This is a genomic window from Pseudomonas sp. EA_65y_Pfl2_P74 (genome assembly GCF_963970575.1).
GTDB lineage: Bacteria > Pseudomonadota > Gammaproteobacteria > Pseudomonadales > Pseudomonadaceae > Aquipseudomonas > Aquipseudomonas baetica_A.
The window spans coordinates 35,348-55,096 of the sequence record NZ_CAXAOQ010000031.1 but is presented as its reverse complement, the minus strand read 5'-3'; the positions used below and the strand labels follow the sequence as shown (position 1 = coordinate 55,096).

At 60.0% G+C, this 19,749-nt stretch carries 22 protein-coding genes; 9 read left to right on the top strand and 13 right to left on the bottom strand.

Features of this window, described 5'->3' with window-relative positions:
* Positions 1–96 precede the first annotated feature (96 nt).
* Both dsbC and xerD read right to left on the bottom strand, forming a co-directional pair.
* Positions 97–828 carry a bifunctional protein-disulfide isomerase/oxidoreductase DsbC gene (dsbC, locus tag AACY18_RS22520; RefSeq protein ID WP_339434032.1) on the bottom strand — a complete coding sequence of 244 codons (732 nt, stop codon included), beginning with the start codon at positions 826–828 and terminating at the stop codon, positions 97–99.
* A gap of 173 nt (positions 829–1,001) precedes the next feature.
* Positions 1,002–1,898 carry a site-specific tyrosine recombinase XerD gene (gene xerD, locus AACY18_RS22515; protein WP_339434031.1) on the bottom strand — a complete coding sequence of 299 codons (897 nt, stop codon included), beginning with the start codon at positions 1,896–1,898 and terminating at the stop codon, positions 1,002–1,004.
* A 107-nt stretch (positions 1,899–2,005) separates the two neighbouring features.
* Here xerD and AACY18_RS22510 point away from each other — a divergent pair, with 107 nt between their 5' ends.
* A complete protein-coding gene (locus AACY18_RS22510; protein ID WP_339466168.1) occupies positions 2,006–3,814 on the top strand; it encodes a cation:proton antiporter in 1,809 nt (602 codons plus the stop codon).
* A 127-nt stretch (positions 3,815–3,941) separates the two neighbouring features.
* On the opposite strand, the gene AACY18_RS22505 is transcribed toward AACY18_RS22510, so the two are convergent.
* From AACY18_RS22505 to ffh, 6 genes are all read right to left on the bottom strand, one after another.
* Positions 3,942–4,355, bottom strand: coding sequence for an acyl-CoA thioesterase (locus AACY18_RS22505; protein ID WP_221729888.1), 414 nt, complete (start codon positions 4,353–4,355; stop codon positions 3,942–3,944).
* A 91-nt stretch (positions 4,356–4,446) separates the two neighbouring features.
* Positions 4,447–4,797: a 50S ribosomal protein L19 gene (rplS, locus tag AACY18_RS22500; RefSeq protein ID WP_003175895.1), complete on the bottom strand. Its 351-nt coding sequence runs from the start codon at positions 4,795–4,797 to the stop codon at positions 4,447–4,449.
* A 45-nt stretch (positions 4,798–4,842) separates the two neighbouring features.
* Positions 4,843–5,595, bottom strand: coding sequence for a tRNA (guanosine(37)-N1)-methyltransferase TrmD (trmD, locus tag AACY18_RS22495; protein WP_090281920.1), 753 nt, complete (start codon positions 5,593–5,595; stop codon positions 4,843–4,845).
* Positions 5,596–5,597: 2 nt separating this feature from the next.
* Complete coding sequence (rimM, locus tag AACY18_RS22490; RefSeq protein ID WP_095191188.1) at positions 5,598–6,134, bottom strand: ribosome maturation factor RimM; 537 nt, start codon at positions 6,132–6,134, stop codon at positions 5,598–5,600.
* Between the two features lie 5 nt (positions 6,135–6,139).
* Positions 6,140–6,391 carry a 30S ribosomal protein S16 gene (gene rpsP / locus AACY18_RS22485; protein WP_016986371.1) on the bottom strand — a complete coding sequence of 84 codons (252 nt, stop codon included), beginning with the start codon at positions 6,389–6,391 and terminating at the stop codon, positions 6,140–6,142.
* Positions 6,392–6,640: 249 nt separating this feature from the next.
* On the bottom strand, positions 6,641–8,017 hold the full coding sequence (gene ffh / locus AACY18_RS22480) for a signal recognition particle protein (protein ID WP_339432121.1): 1,377 nt from the start codon (positions 8,015–8,017) through the stop codon (positions 6,641–6,643).
* Positions 8,018–8,227: 210 nt separating this feature from the next.
* Here ffh and AACY18_RS22475 point away from each other — a divergent pair, with 210 nt between their 5' ends.
* From AACY18_RS22475 to AACY18_RS22465, 3 genes are all read left to right on the top strand, one after another.
* Complete coding sequence (locus tag AACY18_RS22475) at positions 8,228–9,040, top strand: cytochrome C assembly family protein (RefSeq protein WP_339432120.1); 813 nt, start codon at positions 8,228–8,230, stop codon at positions 9,038–9,040.
* Between the two features lie 12 nt (positions 9,041–9,052).
* Positions 9,053–10,294, top strand: a complete 1,242-nt coding sequence (locus tag AACY18_RS22470) for a transporter associated domain-containing protein (RefSeq protein WP_339466167.1) — start codon at positions 9,053–9,055, stop codon at positions 10,292–10,294.
* A gap of 265 nt (positions 10,295–10,559) precedes the next feature.
* The gene (locus AACY18_RS22465) at positions 10,560–11,876 is read left to right on the top strand and encodes an MFS transporter (RefSeq protein ID WP_339466165.1); all 1,317 of its coding nucleotides are present in this window, start codon (positions 10,560–10,562) and stop codon (positions 11,874–11,876) included.
* 120 nt (positions 11,877–11,996) lie between these two features.
* On the opposite strand, the gene purT is transcribed toward AACY18_RS22465, so the two are convergent.
* The 5 genes from purT to AACY18_RS22440 all read right to left on the bottom strand — a co-directional run bounded on the left by purT (position 11,997) and on the right by AACY18_RS22440 (position 15,310).
* Entirely contained in the window at positions 11,997–13,178 is a 1,182-nt protein-coding gene (purT, locus tag AACY18_RS22460) for a formate-dependent phosphoribosylglycinamide formyltransferase (RefSeq protein ID WP_339432117.1), read from the bottom strand.
* Positions 13,179–13,278: 100 nt separating this feature from the next.
* Entirely contained in the window at positions 13,279–13,746 is a 468-nt protein-coding gene (locus AACY18_RS22455; protein WP_221729895.1) for a VUT family protein, read from the bottom strand.
* 180 nt (positions 13,747–13,926) lie between these two features.
* Positions 13,927–14,142 carry a DUF1289 domain-containing protein gene (locus AACY18_RS22450; protein ID WP_339432116.1) on the bottom strand — a complete coding sequence of 72 codons (216 nt, stop codon included), beginning with the start codon at positions 14,140–14,142 and terminating at the stop codon, positions 13,927–13,929.
* Positions 14,139–14,663 (bottom strand): gamma carbonic anhydrase family protein, encoded by a 525-nt coding sequence (locus AACY18_RS22445; protein ID WP_339432115.1) that lies wholly within the window; start codon positions 14,661–14,663, stop codon positions 14,139–14,141. Before AACY18_RS22445 ends, AACY18_RS22450 begins: the two co-directional genes overlap by 4 nt.
* A gap of 47 nt (positions 14,664–14,710) precedes the next feature.
* Complete coding sequence (locus tag AACY18_RS22440) at positions 14,711–15,310, bottom strand: CoA pyrophosphatase (protein ID WP_339432114.1); 600 nt, start codon at positions 15,308–15,310, stop codon at positions 14,711–14,713.
* Positions 15,311–15,457: 147 nt separating this feature from the next.
* On the opposite strand from AACY18_RS22440, the gene AACY18_RS22435 reads away from it, so the two are divergent.
* The 5 genes from AACY18_RS22435 (at position 15,458) to AACY18_RS22415 (ending at position 19,726) form a co-directional block, all read left to right on the top strand.
* Positions 15,458–16,009, top strand: coding sequence for an NUDIX hydrolase (locus AACY18_RS22435; RefSeq protein WP_339432113.1), 552 nt, complete (start codon positions 15,458–15,460; stop codon positions 16,007–16,009).
* Between the two features lie 44 nt (positions 16,010–16,053).
* Complete coding sequence (locus tag AACY18_RS22430) at positions 16,054–16,569, top strand: L,D-transpeptidase family protein (protein WP_339432112.1); 516 nt, start codon at positions 16,054–16,056, stop codon at positions 16,567–16,569.
* Between the two features lie 283 nt (positions 16,570–16,852).
* A complete protein-coding gene (locus tag AACY18_RS22425; RefSeq protein ID WP_221729900.1) occupies positions 16,853–17,584 on the top strand; it encodes a GntR family transcriptional regulator in 732 nt (243 codons plus the stop codon).
* A 32-nt stretch (positions 17,585–17,616) separates the two neighbouring features.
* Complete coding sequence (gene nagA, locus AACY18_RS22420; RefSeq protein WP_221729901.1) at positions 17,617–18,723, top strand: N-acetylglucosamine-6-phosphate deacetylase; 1,107 nt, start codon at positions 17,617–17,619, stop codon at positions 18,721–18,723.
* Positions 18,704–19,726, top strand: coding sequence for an SIS domain-containing protein (locus AACY18_RS22415; RefSeq protein WP_339466164.1), 1,023 nt, complete (start codon positions 18,704–18,706; stop codon positions 19,724–19,726). The genes nagA and AACY18_RS22415 overlap by 20 nt, the downstream gene beginning before the upstream one ends.
* Positions 19,727–19,749 lie beyond the last annotated feature (23 nt).

Sequence of the window (19,749 nt, the reverse complement as noted above, 5' to 3'; positions counted from 1 at the left end):
GCCGGAAAACAACCGCGTGCTCGCGGCTCTCTATTAATGGCCCGGCGATGCGGCTACCGGACCATGATCGTCAAAGTCTGACCGTGACGATGCGAATTACTTCGCGCCCAGCGCCAGTTTGGCGACTTGTGGCGCAGGCTGATAGCCCGGAATGACTTGCCCATCGGCCAAAACGATGGCCGGTGTACCGTTCACGCCGATCGACTGACCGAGGGCGAACTGTCTGGAAACCGGGTTCGCGCACTTGGCGGCCTTGATTTCCTTGCCATCGACCATTTTGTCCATGGCCGCTTTCTTGTCTTTGGAGCACCACACGGCTTGCAGTTGCTCATCACCCGGCGAGCCCAGGCCCTGACGCGGGAACGCGACATAACGCACTTCGATGCCGCGCTTGTTCAGCTCGGGCACTTCGGCGTGCAGCTTGTGGCAGTAAGGGCAAGTGGTGTCAGTGAACACGGTGATGTGCGATTTGGTCTCGCCCACGGCCGGGTAAACCACGGTTTCAGCCACCGGAATGGCGTTGATCAGTTTGGAGATGCCCAGGCGCTCGGTCTTCTCGGTCAGGTTGACCGGTTTGCCGTCCTTGAGCTGAAACAGGTAGCCCTGAACGATGTACTGGCCATCGGCACTGGCGTACAGCACACGGCTGCCCTTGAGCTTGACTTCATACATGCCAGGCAGAGGGCTCGCGGAAATGCTGTCTACCGGAACATCGAGCTGGAGGTTTTCCAGGCTTTTACGAATGGCTTTGTCAGCCGCATCATCGGCGACGGCAAAGGTGCTGACCAACGCAATGGCGGCGGCGGCGAAAATCTGGGTCAGACGCATGAGAACTCCTGAGGGCGGACAAATGGAACGGTCAGAACGCCCGGGCCGGAACACCGGGTCATAACCGTCCATCGTGCAAACCGGCAAAGCCTAACACATAAGGTCACGGTGGCCGAATGCGCCTGTCGCCAGACGCACAGGCGGATGCAATTGCTTGCACATCGATTGTTTGTTCAGCCACGCGGGTGGTGTTTGGCATGCAGATCCTGCAACCGTGCCCGCGCCACATGAGTGTAGATCTGGGTGGTCGACAGATCACTGTGACCGAGCAACATCTGCACCACGCGCAAATCCGCGCCGTGGTTGAGCAGGTGCGTGGCGAACGCGTGCCGCAAGGTGTGCGGCGACAGCGATTTGCCGATCCCGGCGACCTTGGCCTGATGTTTGATCCGGTGCCAGAACGTCTGCCGGGTCATCTGCTCACCGCGCTGGCTGGGAAACAGCACATCGCTGGGGCGCCCGCCGAGCAGTTCTGCACGCCCGTCACGCATATAGCGCTCGACCCAGACAATCGCCTCCTCGCCCATCGGCACCAGCCGCTCTTTGCTGCCCTTGCCCATCACCCTTAATACGCCTTGGCGCAAGTTGACCTGCTCCAGGGTCAGGCTGATCAGCTCGGTTACCCGCAGGCCGCAGGCATACAGGACTTCCAGCATGGCGCGGTCACGCTGACCGATGGCTTCGCTCAGATCCGGTGCTTTGAGCAATGCCTCAACGTCGGCCTCCGACAAGGATTTGGGCAGCGGCCTGCCGAGTTGCGGCATGTCGACGCGCAATGTCGGATCGACTGTGATCAGCTTTTCGCGCAGCAGATAACGATAAAACCCACGTACGCCGGAGAGAAATCTCGCAGTGGATCGCGGTTTGTAGTTTTGCTCCAGACGCCAGGCGAGATGATCGAGGATCAACTCACGGCCGGCGTTGATCAGCTCCAGGTTTTTCTCCTGCAACCAGCCATTGAACAGCGCAAGGTCGCTACGATAGGCGCCACGGGTGTTGTCGGACAGGCCCTTCTCCAGCCACAAGGCGTCGAGGAATTGGTCAATCAGTGGATGGTCGATGGCAGGCATGGGCGCTCAAGGCACACAGTTCAACGACTGCGCGCAAATGTAGAGTGAACGGTAGGAATGGGCGCTAGTCTTTCATAGCCCGCAATTTCAAGGAACAGGGAGCATCAATGAACGAGCAGCAAATTCTATTGGCATTTGGCGGGATAGGCGCAGCGGCGCTAGGTTGCCAATGGCTGGCGTGGCGCCTGAAGCTGCCGGCGATTCTGTTTCTGTTGCTGACCGGCATTCTGGTCGGCCCGGTATTGGGGTGGCTCGATCCGCAAGAAATGTTCGGGCCGCTGCTGATGCCACTGGTATCGCTGGCCGTGGCGCTGATCCTGTTCGAGGGCAGCCTGACGCTGCACCTGTCGGAATGGAAGGAAATCGGCAGCGTCGTCCATCGACTGGTGACTCTCGGCGCCCTCTCGACATGGATTGTCATTGCGCTCGCCACTCACTTTTTGCTCGGCTTCGACTGGATGCTGGCGATCCTCTTCGGCAGCCTGACGCTGGTCACGGGCCCCACGGTGATTGTGCCAATGCTGCGAGTGGTGCGGCCCAAAGCCTCGATCGCCAACATTCTGCGCTGGGAAGGCATCGTCATTGATCCGATCGGCGCCCTCCTCGCCGTGGTGGTCTACAGCTTCATCATTGCCAGTGCCGAAGGCCATGGCCTCAAGCAGAGCCTGTTCACCTTTGGCGGGGTGATTGCCTGCGGCGCGGCGTTCGGGGTTGCCGGAGGCTGGTTGCTCGGCACGGTCATTCGGCGGCAATGGCTGCCGGAGTACCTGCACAACCTCGCTTCGCTGGCGGCGGTGCTGGGAATTTTCATTGTCTCCAACGAGGTGATGCATGAGTCCGGCCTGCTGGCGGTGACATTAATGGGCATGTGGCTGGCCAACATGAAAGGCGTGGATGTACGGCACATCCTGCACTTCAAGGAAAACCTCAGCGTGTTGCTGATTTCCGGGCTGTTCATTCTGCTCGCCGCAAGGCTGGACTTGAACGCCTTGATCGGGCTCGGGCCGCTGGTGCTGATCCTGCTGCTGGTCATCCAGTTGATCGCCCGACCTTTGAACGTTGTGCTGAGCACCGTGGGATCTAGCCTGAACTGGCGTGAGCGGGCATTGCTGTGCTGGATCGCCCCACGCGGGATTGTCGCGGCGGCAGTGTCGGCGATTTTCGCGATTCGCCTGGATGAAGCCGGGCATGAAGGTGCACTGTTGCTGGTGCCACTGACCTTCGCGGTGATCATCGGCACCGTCGTGCTGCAAAGCGCAACGGCGCGACCGTTGGCGCGTTTGCTCAACGTCGCAGAGCCGGCACCCAGTGGTTTCCTGATCGTCGGCGCCAATGGGCCGGCCCGGGCGTTGGGCAAGTCGTTGCAACAATTGGGCAGCCGAGTGTTGCTGACCGATTCAAGCTGGGAAAACATCCGTGCCGCGCGCATGGAGGGTTTGCCGACGTACTTCGGTAATCCGGCTTCGCAGCATGCCGATGCGCATCTGGATCTGGTTGGCCTGGGGCATTTGCTGGCACTGTCGCCGTCGGGCGAACTCAACACGCTGGCAGCCATGCGCTTTCGCCATGACTTCGGGCATCAGCGCCTGTTTGGCCTGGCCAGCGGTCAGGAAAGCCGTCGCAGCGACAAGCATCGCGCCAGTCTTGAGCATCGCGGCAATCAACTGGGCAGCGAGGCACTGACCTACGCCAAACTGGCCGGCCAGATGGGTCAGGGGGCCGAGCTGTATAGCACCACGCTGACGGATGGCTTTGGCTGGGAGGATTACCGTGCGCTGCATGGCAAGCGCGCCACGCTGTTGTTCATGCGCGATGACAGCGGATGGGTGCATGTGGTGACGCCAGAGACCGCTTTGAAGCCGGGATCGGGGTGGACGCTGCTGGCGTTGATCCAGCCTTTAACCAGCGGCGCCTGACCTGACGCATTCGCGAGCAAGCCCGCTCCCACAAGAAACCTCGATCCAGTTCAAGCCTGCCCCCACAGGAGACCTCGATCCAGTGAGGGAGCGGGCTTGCTCGCGAATGGCGCGGCTCGGAAGTGGATCAGGCCGCAAACCCCGGCAGCACCGGCACCGGTCGTTTGTCATCATCGATGGCGACAAAGCTGAACTGCCCATGGATAGCCTTCTCGCGCCCGTCACAACTCATGCTTTCCACAAACACTTCCACCTCGACCTTGAGGCTGGTGTTACCGACCTTGATTACTCGCCCCACCAGTTCGACGATGGAACCGGCCGGGATTGCATGATTGAAGTCGATGCGGTCAGTAGACACCGTCACCAGCGGCAAACGGCAAAAACGCGTGGCGGTGATGAACGACACCTCGTCCATCCACGCCAGCGCGGTGCCGCCGAACAGGGTGTTGTGGTGGTTGGTGGTCGGCGGGAACACGGCTTTGGTTACACGGGTCACCGAGAGCTCGGTACGGCGTTCGATTTCCTGGTCACGGGGGGTCATGGTTATGGCCTGAAATAAAAATGCTGTGGATAAATTGCAGACAACAAAAAAGCAGCCCGTAGGCTGCTTTTTTCTGCATCGGAAGCTGGACTTAAGCCAGTTTTTCCTTGATGCGAGCTGCTTTACCCGACAGGTCGCGCAGGTAGTACAGCTTGGCTTTACGTACGTCACCGCGACGTTTAACAGCCATGCTGTCGATCTGCGGGGAGTAGGTCTGGAAAGTACGTTCTACGCCAACACCGTTGGAGATTTTACGTACGGTGAACGCACTGTTCACGCCGCGGTTACGCTTGGCGATTACAACGCCTTCGAACGCTTGCAGACGGGAACGATCGCCTTCCTTCACTTTCACCTGAACGACAATGGTGTCGCCTGGGGCAAAGGTAGGGATTTCTTTGGTCATCTGCTCTGCTTCGAGTGCAAGGATGATTTTGTTGGTCATGCTGTGCTCCTAAGGTAAATCAACTGATCTACCATCGATACGTTGTTAACTATCGTCCCGCTCGCGGATGTATTCCTCGAGCAGCTTCTTCTCTTCTCCAGAAAGCGAGCGGCTTTCCAGAAGATCGGCGCGTCGTTCATAGGTCCTACCAAGGGACTGCTGTAAACGCCAACGCCGGATATGCGCGTGATTGCCACTCAGCAACACGTCGGGAACACGCTGATCCGCATACACCTCAGGTCGGGTGTAGTGCGGGCAATCCAGCAGACCATCCGTAAAGGAATCTTCCTCAGCGGAATCCGCATGCCCTAAAGCTCCAGGCAGCAGTCGTGTAACCGCATCGATCAGGACCATGGCCGGCAGCTCACCGCCAGACAGTACATAGTCGCCAATCGACCACTCTTCATCGACATGAGCCTCAATAAAGCGCTCGTCAATGCCTTCGTAGCGGCCGGCAATCAGGATCAATGCATCCGATTGTGCCAACTCGCGTACCGCCGACTGAGTCAGTTGACGGCCTTGGGGGGACAGGTAAATCACCTTCGCCGCCTCCCCGGCTGCTGCCTTGGCCTGAACCAGAGCATCCTCCAGGGGCTTGATCTTCATCACCATGCCCGGACCACCGCCAAACGGGCGATCGTCCACAGTGTGATGCCGATCCGTCGTGTAATCCCGCGGATTCCAACAGGTCAGCTGCAAGAGCCCCTGTTTGACCGCTCGACTGGTGATGCCATAGTCGCCGATGGCGGAAAACATTTCGGGAAACAAACTGATCACTTCTACGCGCAAGTTAGCCACGCTTAGAAGTCCGCGTCCCAATCCACCTTCATCTCACCCGCGGCGAGGTCGACTGCCAACACGCATTGCTCCGTATAGGGCAACAGGCGTTCGCGATCATCCAGGCTGCCAGCGCAAGGCTTGACTACCATTACATCATTGGCGCCGGTTTCCAGAAGATGATCGATTTTCCCGAGCAATTGCCCCAGTTGATCGATGACCTTCAGACCTTCCAGCTGGTACCAGTAGTACTCGCCTTCGGTCAATTCAGCGAACAGGTTGCGCGGCACGCAGATCTCGTAACCGGCCAGAAGACGAGCTTCTTCACGATCATCAAGACCCTTGAGCTTTGCGACCAGGAACTTGTCGCTCCCGCGTCCACTGACCAGCTCGACCTGTTTGACATTGCCTTCGCGCTTGAGCGTCCAGGTTTTGTACTGCAACAGGTTTTCAGTCGGATCAGTAAAGGAATAAACCTTCACTTCGCCGCGAACGCCGTGAACAGAATAAATTTTGCCAATAACGATCAAATCATCGGCAACAGCAGGCGTCGCGTTCATATTGCTCAGGCCGCAGCCTTGGCAGATTCCTTCAACAACTGAGCAACGCGCTCAGAAGGTTGTGCACCAACGCTCAGCCAGTAGGCTACGCGCTCTTGGTTCACGGACAGACGAGTTTCCTGACCACGGGCAACAGGGTTGAAGAAACCAACCTGTTCTTTGTGGGAACCGTCACGCGGGTTGCGGGAGTCGGTTACGGTCAGGTGGTAAAACGGGCGCTTTTTGGAGCCGCCAAGGGCAAGACGGATTGTTAGCATGTGAACATCGTTCCTGTAGTCGGTGCTGCAAATCTAAATGCACAGCGGGCATGGGTGCCCGAAAGGCCGCATATTCTAAGGAATATCCGGACTTTTGCAAATGACTTTTTCCGGCGCCTATGGCATGCCGTGCAGATTTGCATATAGAGCCGTCGATGAAAACGGCCAGTCAGCTCCCGCCGAGTGCGGGTTTGCTGTTGATCCCGCATCCTTGCGGGGCCTGCGCCGGTGCGACGACCGGCGAGTTATTTACATTTTCGGCATACCGCCGCCGGGCAACATACCGCCCATGCCGCGCATCATTTTCGCCATTCCGCCTTTGGCGGTGAATTTCTTCATCATCTTCTGCATCTGCTTGTGCTGCTTGATCAAGCGACCAATGTCCTGCACCTGAGTGCCCGACCCCATGGCGATCCGGCGCTTGCGCGAGCCGCTGATCAACTCAGGGTCACGGCGCTCGGCCGGGGTCATGGAGCTGATGATGGCTTCCATCTGTTTGAATTGCTTCTCTGCGGCATTCTGGGCATTGCCCATCTGAGACAGGTTTACGCCGCCGATGCTCGGCAGTTTGTCCATGAGGCCGCCCAGGCCGCCCATGTTCTTCATCTGTTGCAACTGATCACGGAAGTCTTCGAGGTCGAAGCCCTTGCCCTTCTTCAGTTTCTTGGCCAGTTTGTCGGCCTTTTCCTTGTCGAGGGTCTGCTCGGCCTGTTCGATCAGGCTGAGCACATCACCCATACCGAGGATCCGCGAAGCAATACGCTCGGGATGGAACGGCTCGAGCGCTTCGCTCTTCTCGCCCATACCGATGAACTTGATCGGTTTGCCGGTGATCGCTCGCACCGACAGGGCGGCACCGCCACGCGCGTCGCCGTCGACCTTGGTCAGGATCACACCGGTCAGCGGCAGCGCATCACCGAAGGCCTTGGCCGTGTTGGCCGCGTCCTGGCCGGTCATGGCGTCGACCACGAACAGGGTTTCGACCGGGTTGATCGCGGCGTGCAGCGCCTTGATCTCGCCCATCATCTCTTCGTCGATGTGCAGACGACCGGCGGTATCGACGATGACCACGTCGATGAATTTCAGTTTTGCTTCTTTAATAGCCGCGTTGGCGATGTCGACCGGCTTCTGGCTCAGGTCGGACGGGAAGAACGTCACGCCGATGTCGTTGGCCAGGGTTTCCAGCTGTTTAATGGCCGCAGGGCGATAAACGTCCGCCGACACGACCATGACCGACTTCTTTTTGCGCTCTTTGAGCAAGCGCGCCAGTTTGCCGACGGTGGTGGTTTTACCGGCACCCTGCAGGCCGGCCATCAGCACGACGGCTGGCGGTACGGCGCTGAGGTTCAAGTCCTCGTTCGCCGCGCCCATCAGGCTTTCGAGTTCAGCCTGGACGATCTTCACGAATGCCTGGCCCGGCGTCAGGCTGCGCGACACCTCGGTGCCGACAGCGCGCTCCTTGACCGAATTGACGAAGTCCTTGACCACCGGCAGGGCGACGTCGGCTTCGAGCAACGCCATGCGCACTTCACGCAGGGTGTCTTTGATATTGTCTTCGGTCAGCTTCGCCTTGCCGGTGACATGGCGCAGCGTCTGCGAGAGACGGTCGGTTAAGTTTTCAAACATTGCGCGATCCTTTCAGGCCCTGTGTAGACCGGGATAATGGCGGCCCAGACCGGAATCAACATGTGCTCGGCGAGCCTGCGGCGTGGGCAGGTCGCGGATTATAGCGAAGACTGCGTCTGGCGGACACCTCGCTGTCAGCTTCCTGAGTCTTTCGTGCCATGGCGGTTCTATGCCAAACTCAGCCCCTTTCGGGCTTACCGATCAGGATTTATGCTCCCCTTGTCACCCAGTTTGCTGACCACCCTCGCCGCCGCCCTTATATATGCCGCTGCGACCCTTTATCAGAGCACCCGTCTGGCCACCGGCGCCAAGGCGAACAAGCGCCTGCTGGTTACGCTCGGCGTTTTCGCCGTGCTGGCCCATAGCGCCAGCCTGCTCACGCACCTGCTGACCCCGATCGGCCTGGGCCTGGACTTTTTCAGCGCCTCCAGCCTGATCGCAGCGGCGGTGATCGCCCTGACCCTGATTGCCTGTTCGCGAATCCCGGTGGAGAACCTGCTGGTCCTGCTGTTCCCGCTGGGTGCGGTCACGGTGTTGCTGGCGCAGTTCGCGCCGGCCGGCACCGTGCAGATCATTGATGAAGAGCCGGGCATTCTCGCCCACATCCTGCTGTCGATCCTCGCCTACGGCATGTTCACCATCGCGGTATTCCAGTCCTTGCTGGTGCTGGTGCAAGACCACCAACTCAAGCACAAGCATCCCTCCGGCCTGATCAAGAACTTCCCGCCACTGCAAACCATGGAAAGCCTGCTGTTCGGTTTCCTTTGGGCCGGCTGGACGTTGCTCTCGCTGTCGTTGATCTCCGGCTGGCTGTTCGTCGAGAACCTGTTCGCCCAGCATCTGGTTCACAAAACGCTGCTGGCGTGTCTGGCCTGGGTGGTGTTCAGCGTGCTGTTGTGGGGCCGCAACCGTCTCGGCTGGCGCGGACACAAAGCGATTCGCTGGACGCTCGCCGGTTTCTGTCTGCTGATGTTGGCGTATTTCGGCAGCAAACTGGTTCGTGAATACATCCTGCATATCTGACGGGCGGCATAAATGGACGGTTTGCCCATAGGGCCGATGCTCGCGGTATTTGTCCTGCTGATTTTATGGTCGGGGCTGTTTACCGCCGTCGAAATCGCGCAGCAACACCTGCTCGCACAACGCACCGCCTCACGCGCCAGTGATAAACCGCTGGCGAAGCTGAGCTTCCCGCTCGACAGCCTGATTCTGTGCAACACCCTCTGCCGTGCGCTCGCGGTCGTGATCGCGACGTTGCTGGCGATTTTCCTCTGTGAAGAAAACGGCCCTTGGGCGGCATGCCTCGGTGCGGGCGCCATCTTGCTGGTCTTCGCCGATTACTTCCCACGCACCCTCGCCCGGCGTTATCCGGAAGCCGTGCTGACCCTCGGCAACACGCTATTGGCCGTGCCGCTGAAAATTGTTTATCCGTTTGCCTGGCTTTTCAGTCGCATCAGCCATTTGCTCCTGAGTCCGTTCGTGCGCAAAACCCAAATGGTTCAGCAGAGTGACGACGACGCGCAGGCTGATCGTCATGACGATCCCGAACATCCGGCCCGCACGCACCCGACGTCGGGTATCCACGCGCTGGACAACATCACGGTCAATGACATTCTGGTGCCACGCAGTGACGTCGACGGTATCAACCTCGACGATCCGATCGAACAGATCATCGAACAACTGCGCCACAACAAACGCACACGTCTGCCGGTGTTCCACAGCGACATCAATCAGGTCGAAGCGGTGCTCAACACGCGGCAGATCAGCCACCTGCTGAATAACCACAGTCTGACCCGCGAAGCCCTGCTGGCGGCCAGTTACGAGCCGTACTTCGTGCCGGAAAGCACGCCTCTGCAACTGCAATTGCTCAATTTCCACAAGCAGCAACGTCGCCTCGGCATGGTGGTGGACGAGTACGGCGAAGTGCTCGGCATCGTCACCCTGGAAGACATTCTTGAAGAGATCGTCGGCGAATTCGAAAGCGAGCACAGCCTCGACAATCCGCATATTCACCCGCAGGCCGATGGCCGCATGGTGATCGACGGCACGGCCTCCATCCGGGAACTCAACAAATGCCTGGGCTGGCATTTGCCCAGCGATGGCCCGAAAACCCTCAACGGCCTGGTGACCGAGGCGCTGGAAACCATTCCCGAGAGCGCGGTTTGCCTGAAGATCGGGCGCTATCGACTGGAAATTCTCGAGACTGAAGAGAACCGGGTGAGCAAGGTGTTGATCTGGCACACCACGTCTACCCCTGCGCTTTTGCTGCCCCGATAACAGATCAAAAAATCACCGCTGCGAGAGTGCCTTTCACGCGTTTTTTACGCTTGTTCAATCGTTAGCCCCCTTCCTATAATCGAGGCGCTTACCCAAGCGCCGACGATCCAAGTGCTTACCCGGCACTGCTCAGGTCTCGACCTTTTGCGCATCACCCCGGCGACTGTTCTTACCTGAAACAGCGCTCGCGCCTCATCCCACATCCCTGGGTGCTCGACCCTAATAATTCGCTCCACCGGAGCTCATGACTGTCAGGGATCACCGCATGACAACCCGTACCGCTTACAGCGACACCGCGCCTGCCCAACCGACCAACTCCGCCACCCGCGTGGCGACGGCGAGTTTCATCGGCACCGCCATCGAGTTCTACGACTTCTACGTTTACGCCACGGCTGCCGCACTGGTGATCGGGCCGGTGTTCTTTCCGCAGACCTCCGGCACGGCACAGATGTTGTCAGCCTTCCTCACCTTCGGCATCGCTTTCCTCGCCCGACCGCTGGGTTCTGCGTTGTTTGGCCACTTCGGTGACCGCATCGGGCGTAAATCGACACTGGTCGCTTCGCTGCTGCTGATGGGTGTTTGTACGACGCTGATCGGCGTGCTGCCGGGTTACGACAGCATCGGGGCCTGGGCGCCCATTCTGCTGTGTGTGCTGCGTTTCGGTCAGGGTCTTGGACTGGGCGGCGAGTGGGGTGGTGCCGCCCTGCTGGCCACGGAAAACGCACCGAAAGGCAAGCGCGCGTGGTTCGGCATGTTCCCGCAACTTGGCCCTTCCATTGGTTTTCTCGCCGCCAACGGCTTGTTCCTCACGCTGGCCATGGCCCTCAGCGACGAGCAATTCAGCCGTTGGGGCTGGCGCATTCCGTTCCTGCTCAGCGCCCTGCTGGTGATGGTTGGCCTGTATGTGCGCCTGAAACTCCATGAAACCCCGGTATTCGCCAACGCCATCGCCCGCCAGGAACGGGTGAAAATGCCGCTGGTCGAGCTGTTCAGCCAGTATTGGGTGCCAACGCTGCTGGGGGCGATGGCGATGGTGGTTTGCTATGCGCTGTTCTACATCTCGACGGTGTTTTCCCTGAGCTACGGCGTATCCACACTGGGCTACAGCCGCGAAACGTTCCTTGGACTGCTGTGTTTTGCCGTGCTGTTCATGGCCGCCGCCACACCGTTATCGGCCTGGGCCAGTGACCGTTACGGACGCAAACCGGTGCTGATCATCGGCGGCGTACTGGCCATTGCGTCCGGGTTTCTGATGGAGCCGTTGCTGACTCAGGGGTCGACCTGGGGCGTGGCGCTGTTTCTGTGCATCGAGTTGTTCTTGATGGGCGTAACGTTCGCGCCGATGGGGGCGTTGTTGCCGGAGCTGTTTCCGACTCATGTGCGCTATACCGGCGCGTCGGCAGCGTACAACCTGGGCGGCATTGTCGGGGCCTCGGCGGCGCCGTTCTTTGCGCAGAAACTGGTGGCGATGGGTGGTTTGAGCTATGTCGGCGGGTATGTGTCGGGCGCGGCAGTGCTGAGTTTGATTGCGGTGCTGTGCCTGAAGGAAACGAGGAATAACGATCTGAATCAGGTTGCCTGACCGAAGATCAAAAGCTTCGCGAGCAAGCCCGCTCCCACAGGGTTCTCTGTTGATCACACATTTTGTGTACAACCAAAAAGACTGTGGGAGCGGGCTTGCTCGCGAATAACGCGCCTCGGTTTACAGCTCGACGACAACCGCCTGAGCAGCACGGGTCGCTTTGGCACGCGCCGCTTCAATCGACTCATCCCGCGCCAGCGCCACGCCCATGCGGCGCTGACCATTGACTTCGGGCTTGCCAAACAGACGCAGCGCTGTGTCCGGCTCGCTCAACGCAGCGCCCAGGTTGGCGAACGCGGTTTGAGTCGACTGACCTTCCACCAGAATCACCGCCGAAGCCGATGGCCCGAACTGACGGATCAGCGGTACGGGCAGACCCAAAATCGCCCGCGCGTGCAGGGCGAATTGCGAGAGATCCTGAGAAATCAAGGTCACCAGACCGGTGTCATGCGGACGCGGCGAGACTTCGCTGAACCACACCTGATCACCTTTGATGAACAACTCAACGCCAAACAGACCACGGCCACCCAGTGCCTCGGTTACCGCTTTGGCAACACGCTCGGATTCTGCCAGGGCAATCGGGCTCATGGCTTGTGGCTGCCACGACTCCTGATAGTCGCCCTTCTCCTGACGGTGACCGACCGGCGCACAGAACGTGGTGCCGCCGATGTGGCGCACGGTCAACAAGGTGATTTCGTAGTCGAAATCGATGAAGCCTTCGATGATCACCCGACCTTTGCCGGCACGACCGCCCTCTTGCGCGTAGTCCCAGGCTTTCTGCACGTCATCGTGGCTGCGCAGCAGGCTCTGGCCCTTGCCCGACGAACTCATCACCGGTTTGACGACGCATGGGAAACCCAAATCCTCAACGGCTTTGCTGTAGTCCTCGAAGGTGTCGGCGAAGTGGTACGGCGAGGTCGGCAGATCCAGCTCTTCAGCGGCCAGACGACGAATGCCCTCGCGGTTCATGGTCAGTTGCGCAGCGCGCGCGGTCGGGATCACGGTGAAGCCTTCGGCTTCCAGTTCGACCAGGGTGGCGGTGGCGATGGCTTCGATTTCCGGCACGATGAAGTGCGGCTTCTCGGCTTCGATCACGGCACGCAGAGCGGCGCCGTCGAGCATGTTGATCACGTGGCTGCGATGAGCGACTTGCATGGCCGGCGCGTTGGCGTAGCGGTCGACGGCAATCACTTCAACGCCTAGGCGTTGCAGTTCGATCACCACTTCCTTGCCCAACTCACCACAGCCACACAGCAATACGCGGGTCGCGGTTGGCGACAATGGAGTTCCGATACGGGTCATCTCAGGTCCTCAAAGAAGCGGATCATCGAGGAAAGCAACGCCAGGCGCACTTTCCATGGGGAGAAAGCGCGGCATTTTACATGAACCCGCGGGTTTGGCTTTAGCTGGCGACGGCCTGCTTGCGATCGCGCCAGGCCATGATCAGCCAGACGGCCGTCACGCCAGCAAACTTCGAAGCCAGAGCGGTGATGATCACGGGCGGTGTCAAGGCATCGATCATGCCGAAGAAAATGAAGGTATCGAGGGGAATGCTCAGCGCCGAACTGATCCACAAACGGTCGCGCAACGGCCGCTTGGTGATGCTGAACACCAGCCAGTCGATGCACTCGGAGACCCCGAACGCGACAGCGCTGGCCAATGCGATGGACGGATCGGACGTCACGTAGGACAACACCAGCGCCGCCAACATCGCCACGATCGCGCCATGGCCGAAGCGGGTTTGCACCATGTCACGCAACACGAACACCAAGCCACCCCAAGCCGACCAGATGACGTCCAGGTGCGGCGCGGTGGAGAAGGCGAAGTTGATCAGCACGACGCTGCTGATGTAGGCGATGAGGAAAATCATGGGGGCGACCTGATAAATTGGCGCACAGGTTACTTCAGGGATTGTTTTGGGCCAATAAGAAGTCGTGGCGTTGCCGGCCGCTTCGCGAGCAAGCCCGCTCCCACACTGGGTCTACAGTGAACACAGATTTTGTGTATGCAATAGATCCATACAAACGGGCTTGCTCGCAAAGGCGCCCTGTCAGACGCCGGATTTCCCAGGGATCATCCACACCAGCCCACTCGCCTTCGCCCGCTCATGACACAACCCCAGCACAACACGGCGCTCGTCGTTGCTCATCCGGCTCCAGCGCGTAATCTCCTCGACCGTGCGCTGACACCCGGTGCAAACATCATCCTCATCCAGCGCACAAATACTCACGCAGGGCGAGGCGACGGGTCTTTCAGGCGTATTCATTCTTCCTGCTCAACCAGATCACGGGCATAGCGCTGCGCGTTATGCACATAGTGCGCGGCGCTGGCTTCGAGCATTTTCTTCTGCGGCTCGGTCAGCTCACGCACGACCTTGCCCGGCGAGCCCATTACCAGCGAACCGTCAGGGATTTCCTTGCCTTCGCCGATCAGCGAATTGGCGCCGATGATGCAGTTCTTGCCGATCTTCGCGCCGTTCAAAATCACCGCATTGATACCGATCAGGCTGTAATCGCCGACGGTGCAGCCATGGAGCATGGCGTTGTGGCCGATGGTCACGCCGGTGCCGATGGTCAGCGGATAGCCCATGTCGGTGTGCATCACCGTGCCGTCCTGGACGTTGCTGTTCTTGCCGATCAGGATCAGTTCGTTATCACCGCGCAGTACAGCGTTGAACCAGACGTTGGCGCCCTCTTCGAGTTTGACCTTGCCCACCAGCACGGCATTGGGGGCGACCCAGCTCTGTGGATGGGTTTGGACACGGGCGTCGCCCAAGCGGTATTTCATCTTGTTGTCCTCAGGGCTCACGGTGAGCGGCCATTGCTGCGATGGCTTCAGGTGTTGATGAAGCTTTTAGGCGGCTGATGCAGGCTGATCTTCGCGTCATAGAGCAGATTGATCAACTCGACGATCATGATTGCCGTCAGCCCCCAGATTTTGTATTCACCAAATCGATAACTCGGCACGTACCAACTGCGGCCCTGGTAGTCGATGCGGTGGGTGTGTTCGCGTGGGTCTTTACGGAAGAATTCCAGCGGCACGCTGAAGACGGCGGCGATCTCGGCGTCGTTGGCCAGATACTCGACAAAATCAGGAATCACACCGACATACGGCGTGACCTTGATGCCGTGCAGAGAAATCAACGGGCTGAGCGGGCCGATGACTTCGACCAGGCCCGGCGGCAGGCCGATCTCCTCTTCGGCTTCGCGCAGGGCGGTGAAGATCAGATCAGGGTCTTCGGGGTCGCGGCGCCCGCCGGGAAAGGCGACTTCGCCGCCGTGGGTCGAGAGGCCGCTGGCGCGCAGGGTCAGGATCAGTTCCGGTTCGTCACTGCGGGTGATCGGCACCAGAACGGCGGCCTCGGGAAAACGCGAGTCGGTCTCCAGCGTGCGCGGTGTGTGGTTGCTTACCCGATGCAGTAGCTCGTCCAGCATAAGAGTTCTCGATCTGTGCCTTGCCCCGCATCATGCACCAATCAATGCGAGCGCCCAAGCCCCCGACTCTTGCTGTGTCGCGAAACGACAACTTGCCGACCGGCACCGCTGCACGCCAAGATAGGCGCAGCATTCAGGAACCTCAGCATGAAATTTTGCAGCCAATGCGGTAACCCGGTGACCCAGCGCATTCCCGAAGGCGATTCGCGGCTGCGATTTGTCTGTGATAGCTGTCAGACCATTCACTATCAGAACCCCAATATCGTCGCTGGATGCGTCGCGACCTGGGACACCCAAGTGCTGCTCTGCCGCCGCGCCATCGAGCCGCGCCTCGGCTACTGGACATTGCCTGCCGGCTTCATGGAAAACGGCGAAACCCTCGAACAGGCCGCGACCCGCGAAACCGCCGAGGAAGCCTGCGCCCGGCTGCGTAACCTGAGCATCTATACGCTGATCGATGTCCCGCACATCAGCCAGGTGCATGTGTTCTTTCGCGCAGAACTGGTCGACCTGGACTTTGCCGCCGGTCCCGAGAGCCTTGAAGTGCGACTATTCGACGAAGCCGACATTCCATGGGACGAGCTGGCTTTCCGCACAGTGGGCCGTACCTTAGAATGCTTCTTCGCTGATCGGCGTGCCGAGACCTACCCGGTTCGCTCGGAATCGATCCCGCCGCTCGCTCAGCCGGTCATCACATAAAAGCATCTATGAATATCTGCATCACTCCCTGGGGAATCGTTTCAATGCGCTGGTTGCTTGCCCTGTTCTGCCTGTCGTTCGTCACGGTCTCGCAAGCGTCATTCGTGACCACCGTATCGCCGTCCAATACCCCTCTGATCGAAAAAGTGCTGGTGCTCAAATCGGCTCATCAGTTGCAGTTGATCGCCGACGGCAAGCCACTCAAGACCTACCGGGTTTCCCTGGGCAAGGGCGCGAAAAAAGGTCCGAAACTGTTTGAAGGCGATAAACGCACACCGGAAGGTTTCTATTGGATCGATTGGCGAAAGGTCAGCGACCGATTCAACCTGGCGATGCACATTTCCTACCCGAACATCAGCGATTCGGCGCGTGCCCGACGGGAAGGCGTCGCCCCCGGCGGCATGATCATGATCCACGGCACACCCGACACCGAGGACACCCCCGAGGATCTGTTCCACACGCTGGACTGGACCGACGGCTGCATCGCCATGCGCAACATGGACATGCGCGAAGTCTGGGGCCTGGTGCCGGACGGCACGATGATCGAGATCCGCCCGTAACGACCCACCACTGGCCACCTGCAAAAAAATAAATCAGAGGATCGCCGCCTGCGACAGCGCCTACAGGGTTGATACCACTTTCAACGACAGGAGCGGCCGCAGACGGCGATCTTTTGCTTTTTACAGCCCACCTCTAATACCACTTAAGACACCCCTCTCCACAACCTGCCATTTCATTGGGCAAACCGCCATTTTCCTGCGTTGACATGGTATTCAAGTGGTATTAATTTGCGCCCAGCAAGCGAGCCACAACAATCCTATACTCGCGCCGGAAATGACCTCAATGAACGACCTCCACGCCCTACGTCCCGATGACTCTCAGCCGACGCCGCTGTACCTGCAACTGGCGCGCAATCTGGAAGCTGCGATTCATGCCGGGCAGTGGAAAGCCGAACAGGCGATGCCGTCCGAGCGCAATCTCAGCGAACAGTTGGGCATCTCCCGCGTGACTGCACGCAAGGCGCTGGAAGTGTTGCTCGATCAAGGTCTGATCCGTCGCTTGCAAGGCTCCGGCACCTTCATCACCCCGCGCCTGGAACAACCCCTCTCACGTCTGTCGGGCTTCAGCGAGATGCTGCGCCTCAAGGGCTTCGTGCCCAGTTCGCAATGGCTGGAGCGGGACATCACCCTGCCGACCCACGAAGAACTGATCCGCCTGAGCCTGTCGCCGAACGACAAAGTCGCGCGCATGAAACGCCTGCGCAAAGCCGACGACACCGTGATGGCCATCGAAATGAGCACCCTGCCCGCCGCGATCATGCCCAAGCCACAATTGGTCGGTGATTCGCTCTACGAATACCTCGACGGCATCGGCAAACCGATCGTGCGCGCCTTGCAACACATCCAGGCCATCAACGCCTCGGACGAGTTCGCCGCACTGGTCGGCATCGCCCCCGGCACCGCCATGTTGCTGATGACCCGGGTCGGCTATCTGGAAGACAACACGCCGATCGAAGTCACCGACACCTATTGCCGCAACGACTACTACGACTTTGTTGCAGAGCTGCGCCGTTAAACGGGCGCAGACGTCAAACAGCGAGAACCGAAATGTCCGAAGACAACATCCTCACCGCCCACGGCTGGGTTCGCGGCCGGCTGATCCACGAACACGGCAAAATCGTGTCGATCGAAGGCGTGCCCTGCGATCCGGCCGATAATGACCTGCCTTATCTGCTCCCGGGCTTCATCGACCTGCACGTTCACGGCGGCGGCGGCAAAGACATCATGGAAGGTGCCAGCGCCTTCGAGACGATCACCAAGACCCATGTGCGTTTCGGTACCACTTCGCTGCTGGCCACCACCATGACCGCACCCAGCGCCGAGATTTCCAGCGTGCTCAAAGCCGTCGGCGAGTTCTGCGAACAGCGCCCGGCCAACAGCGCCCGGGTGCTCGGCGTTCACCTTGAAGGCCCGTACATCAACCCCGGCAAACTCGGCGCCCAACCGAACTTCGCCCACACCGCGTTGATGGCCGAAGTCGAGGAATACCTGGCTCTGGCGCCGATCCGGGTGATCACCATTGCCCCGGAAATTGCCGGCCACGACGGTTTGATCCGTGAGCTCAGCAACCGTGGCATCCGCATGCAGATCGGCCATACCCTGGGCAGTTACGAGGAAGGCGTCGCCGCGCTGGAGGCCGGCGCGACCAGCTTCACCCATTTGTACAACGCCATGAGCCCGCTGCATCACCGCGAACCGGGGATCGTCGGCGCGGCGCTGGCCCACGCCAAATACGCCGAGCTGATTCCGGATTTGCTCCACGTACACCCCGGCGCCATCCGCGTGGCCCTGCGCTCAATCCCGTGCCTGTATTGCGTCACCGATTCGACCGCAGCGGCCGGCATGCCCGACGGTGAATACAAACTTGGCAGCCACACCGTGACCAAATGCCTGGGCGGCGTGCGACTGCCCGACGGCACCCTGGCCGGCAGCACCCTGACCATGGACCAAGCCCTGCGCAACCTGGTGAAGATCGGTTTGCCGATCAGTGAAGCGTCGCAGCGTCTGTCTCAATTTCCCGCCGACTACCTCGGCATCAACGAACGCGGGCGCCTTGAACCCGGCGCCTGGGCCGACTGCGTGCGGTTGGATCGCTCACTCACACTGACCGCCGTCATGGTCGAAGGAGAAGACATTGACTTCAAAAATGCTTGAAGAGGCGCTGTCCTCGTTTGAGGCCGTGCAAGCCCAACTGCAACAGCTCGACGCGCCCATGATCGAGATCGCCGGGCGCCTGCGCCGTCAGCCGCCGCAAGTGGTGATGACCGTCGCCCGGGGCAGCTCCGACCACGCAGCGAGCTACTTCGCCTACCTGACCATGCAGCAATTGGGCGTGCCGGTGGCATCGTTGCCGATGTCGGTGGTGACCATGCAACAGGCGCCGTTGAAGGTCAGCGGTCAAGTGGCCTTTGCCTTCTCCCAATCGGGTCAGAGCCCGGATCTGGTCAACAGCCTGCGCTTGTTGCGCAAGCGTGGCGCGCTGAGCGTTTCGATGGTCAACGCCGCCGATTCGCCACTGGAAGCGGCGTGTGAATTCAGCGTGCCGCTGCTCGCCGGCACCGAAAGCAGCGTCGCCGCGACCAAGAGTTTCATCGCCACCCTCAGCGCCAGCGCCCGTTTGATCGCGCACTGGAAAGAGGACAACGAATTGCTCGAGGCGCATAACGCCCTGCCTGAAGGCCTGCGCGACGCGGCGCAACAGGACTGGAGCGCGGCCATCGACGTACTGCGCGACTGCGAACGTCTGATGGTCATCGGTCGTGGTGCCGGTTTCGCCATCGCCCAGGAAGCCGCGCTGAAATTCAAGGAAACCTCGGCGATCCAGGCCGAAGCGTTCAGCAGCGCCGAAGTGCGTCACGGCCCGATGGCGCTGATCGACGAACACTATCCGTTGCTGGTCTTCGCCCCACGCGGTGCCGAGCAGGCCGGCCTGCTGAGCCTGGCGGCAGAGATGCGTCAACGCGGCGCTCGCGTATTGCTGGCAGCGCCGGATGACGTCACCGAACGTGACCTGACCCTGACCCGCGCCGAACACCCGGCCCTCGACCCGATCCTGGCGATCCAGAGTTTCTACGTGATGGCTGCCGGACTCGCCGTGGCCCGTGGCATGGACCCGGATCAACCGCGCCACCTGAGCAAAGTGACCCGTACGCACTAAGTCCGACTGACTGCACACCTGAT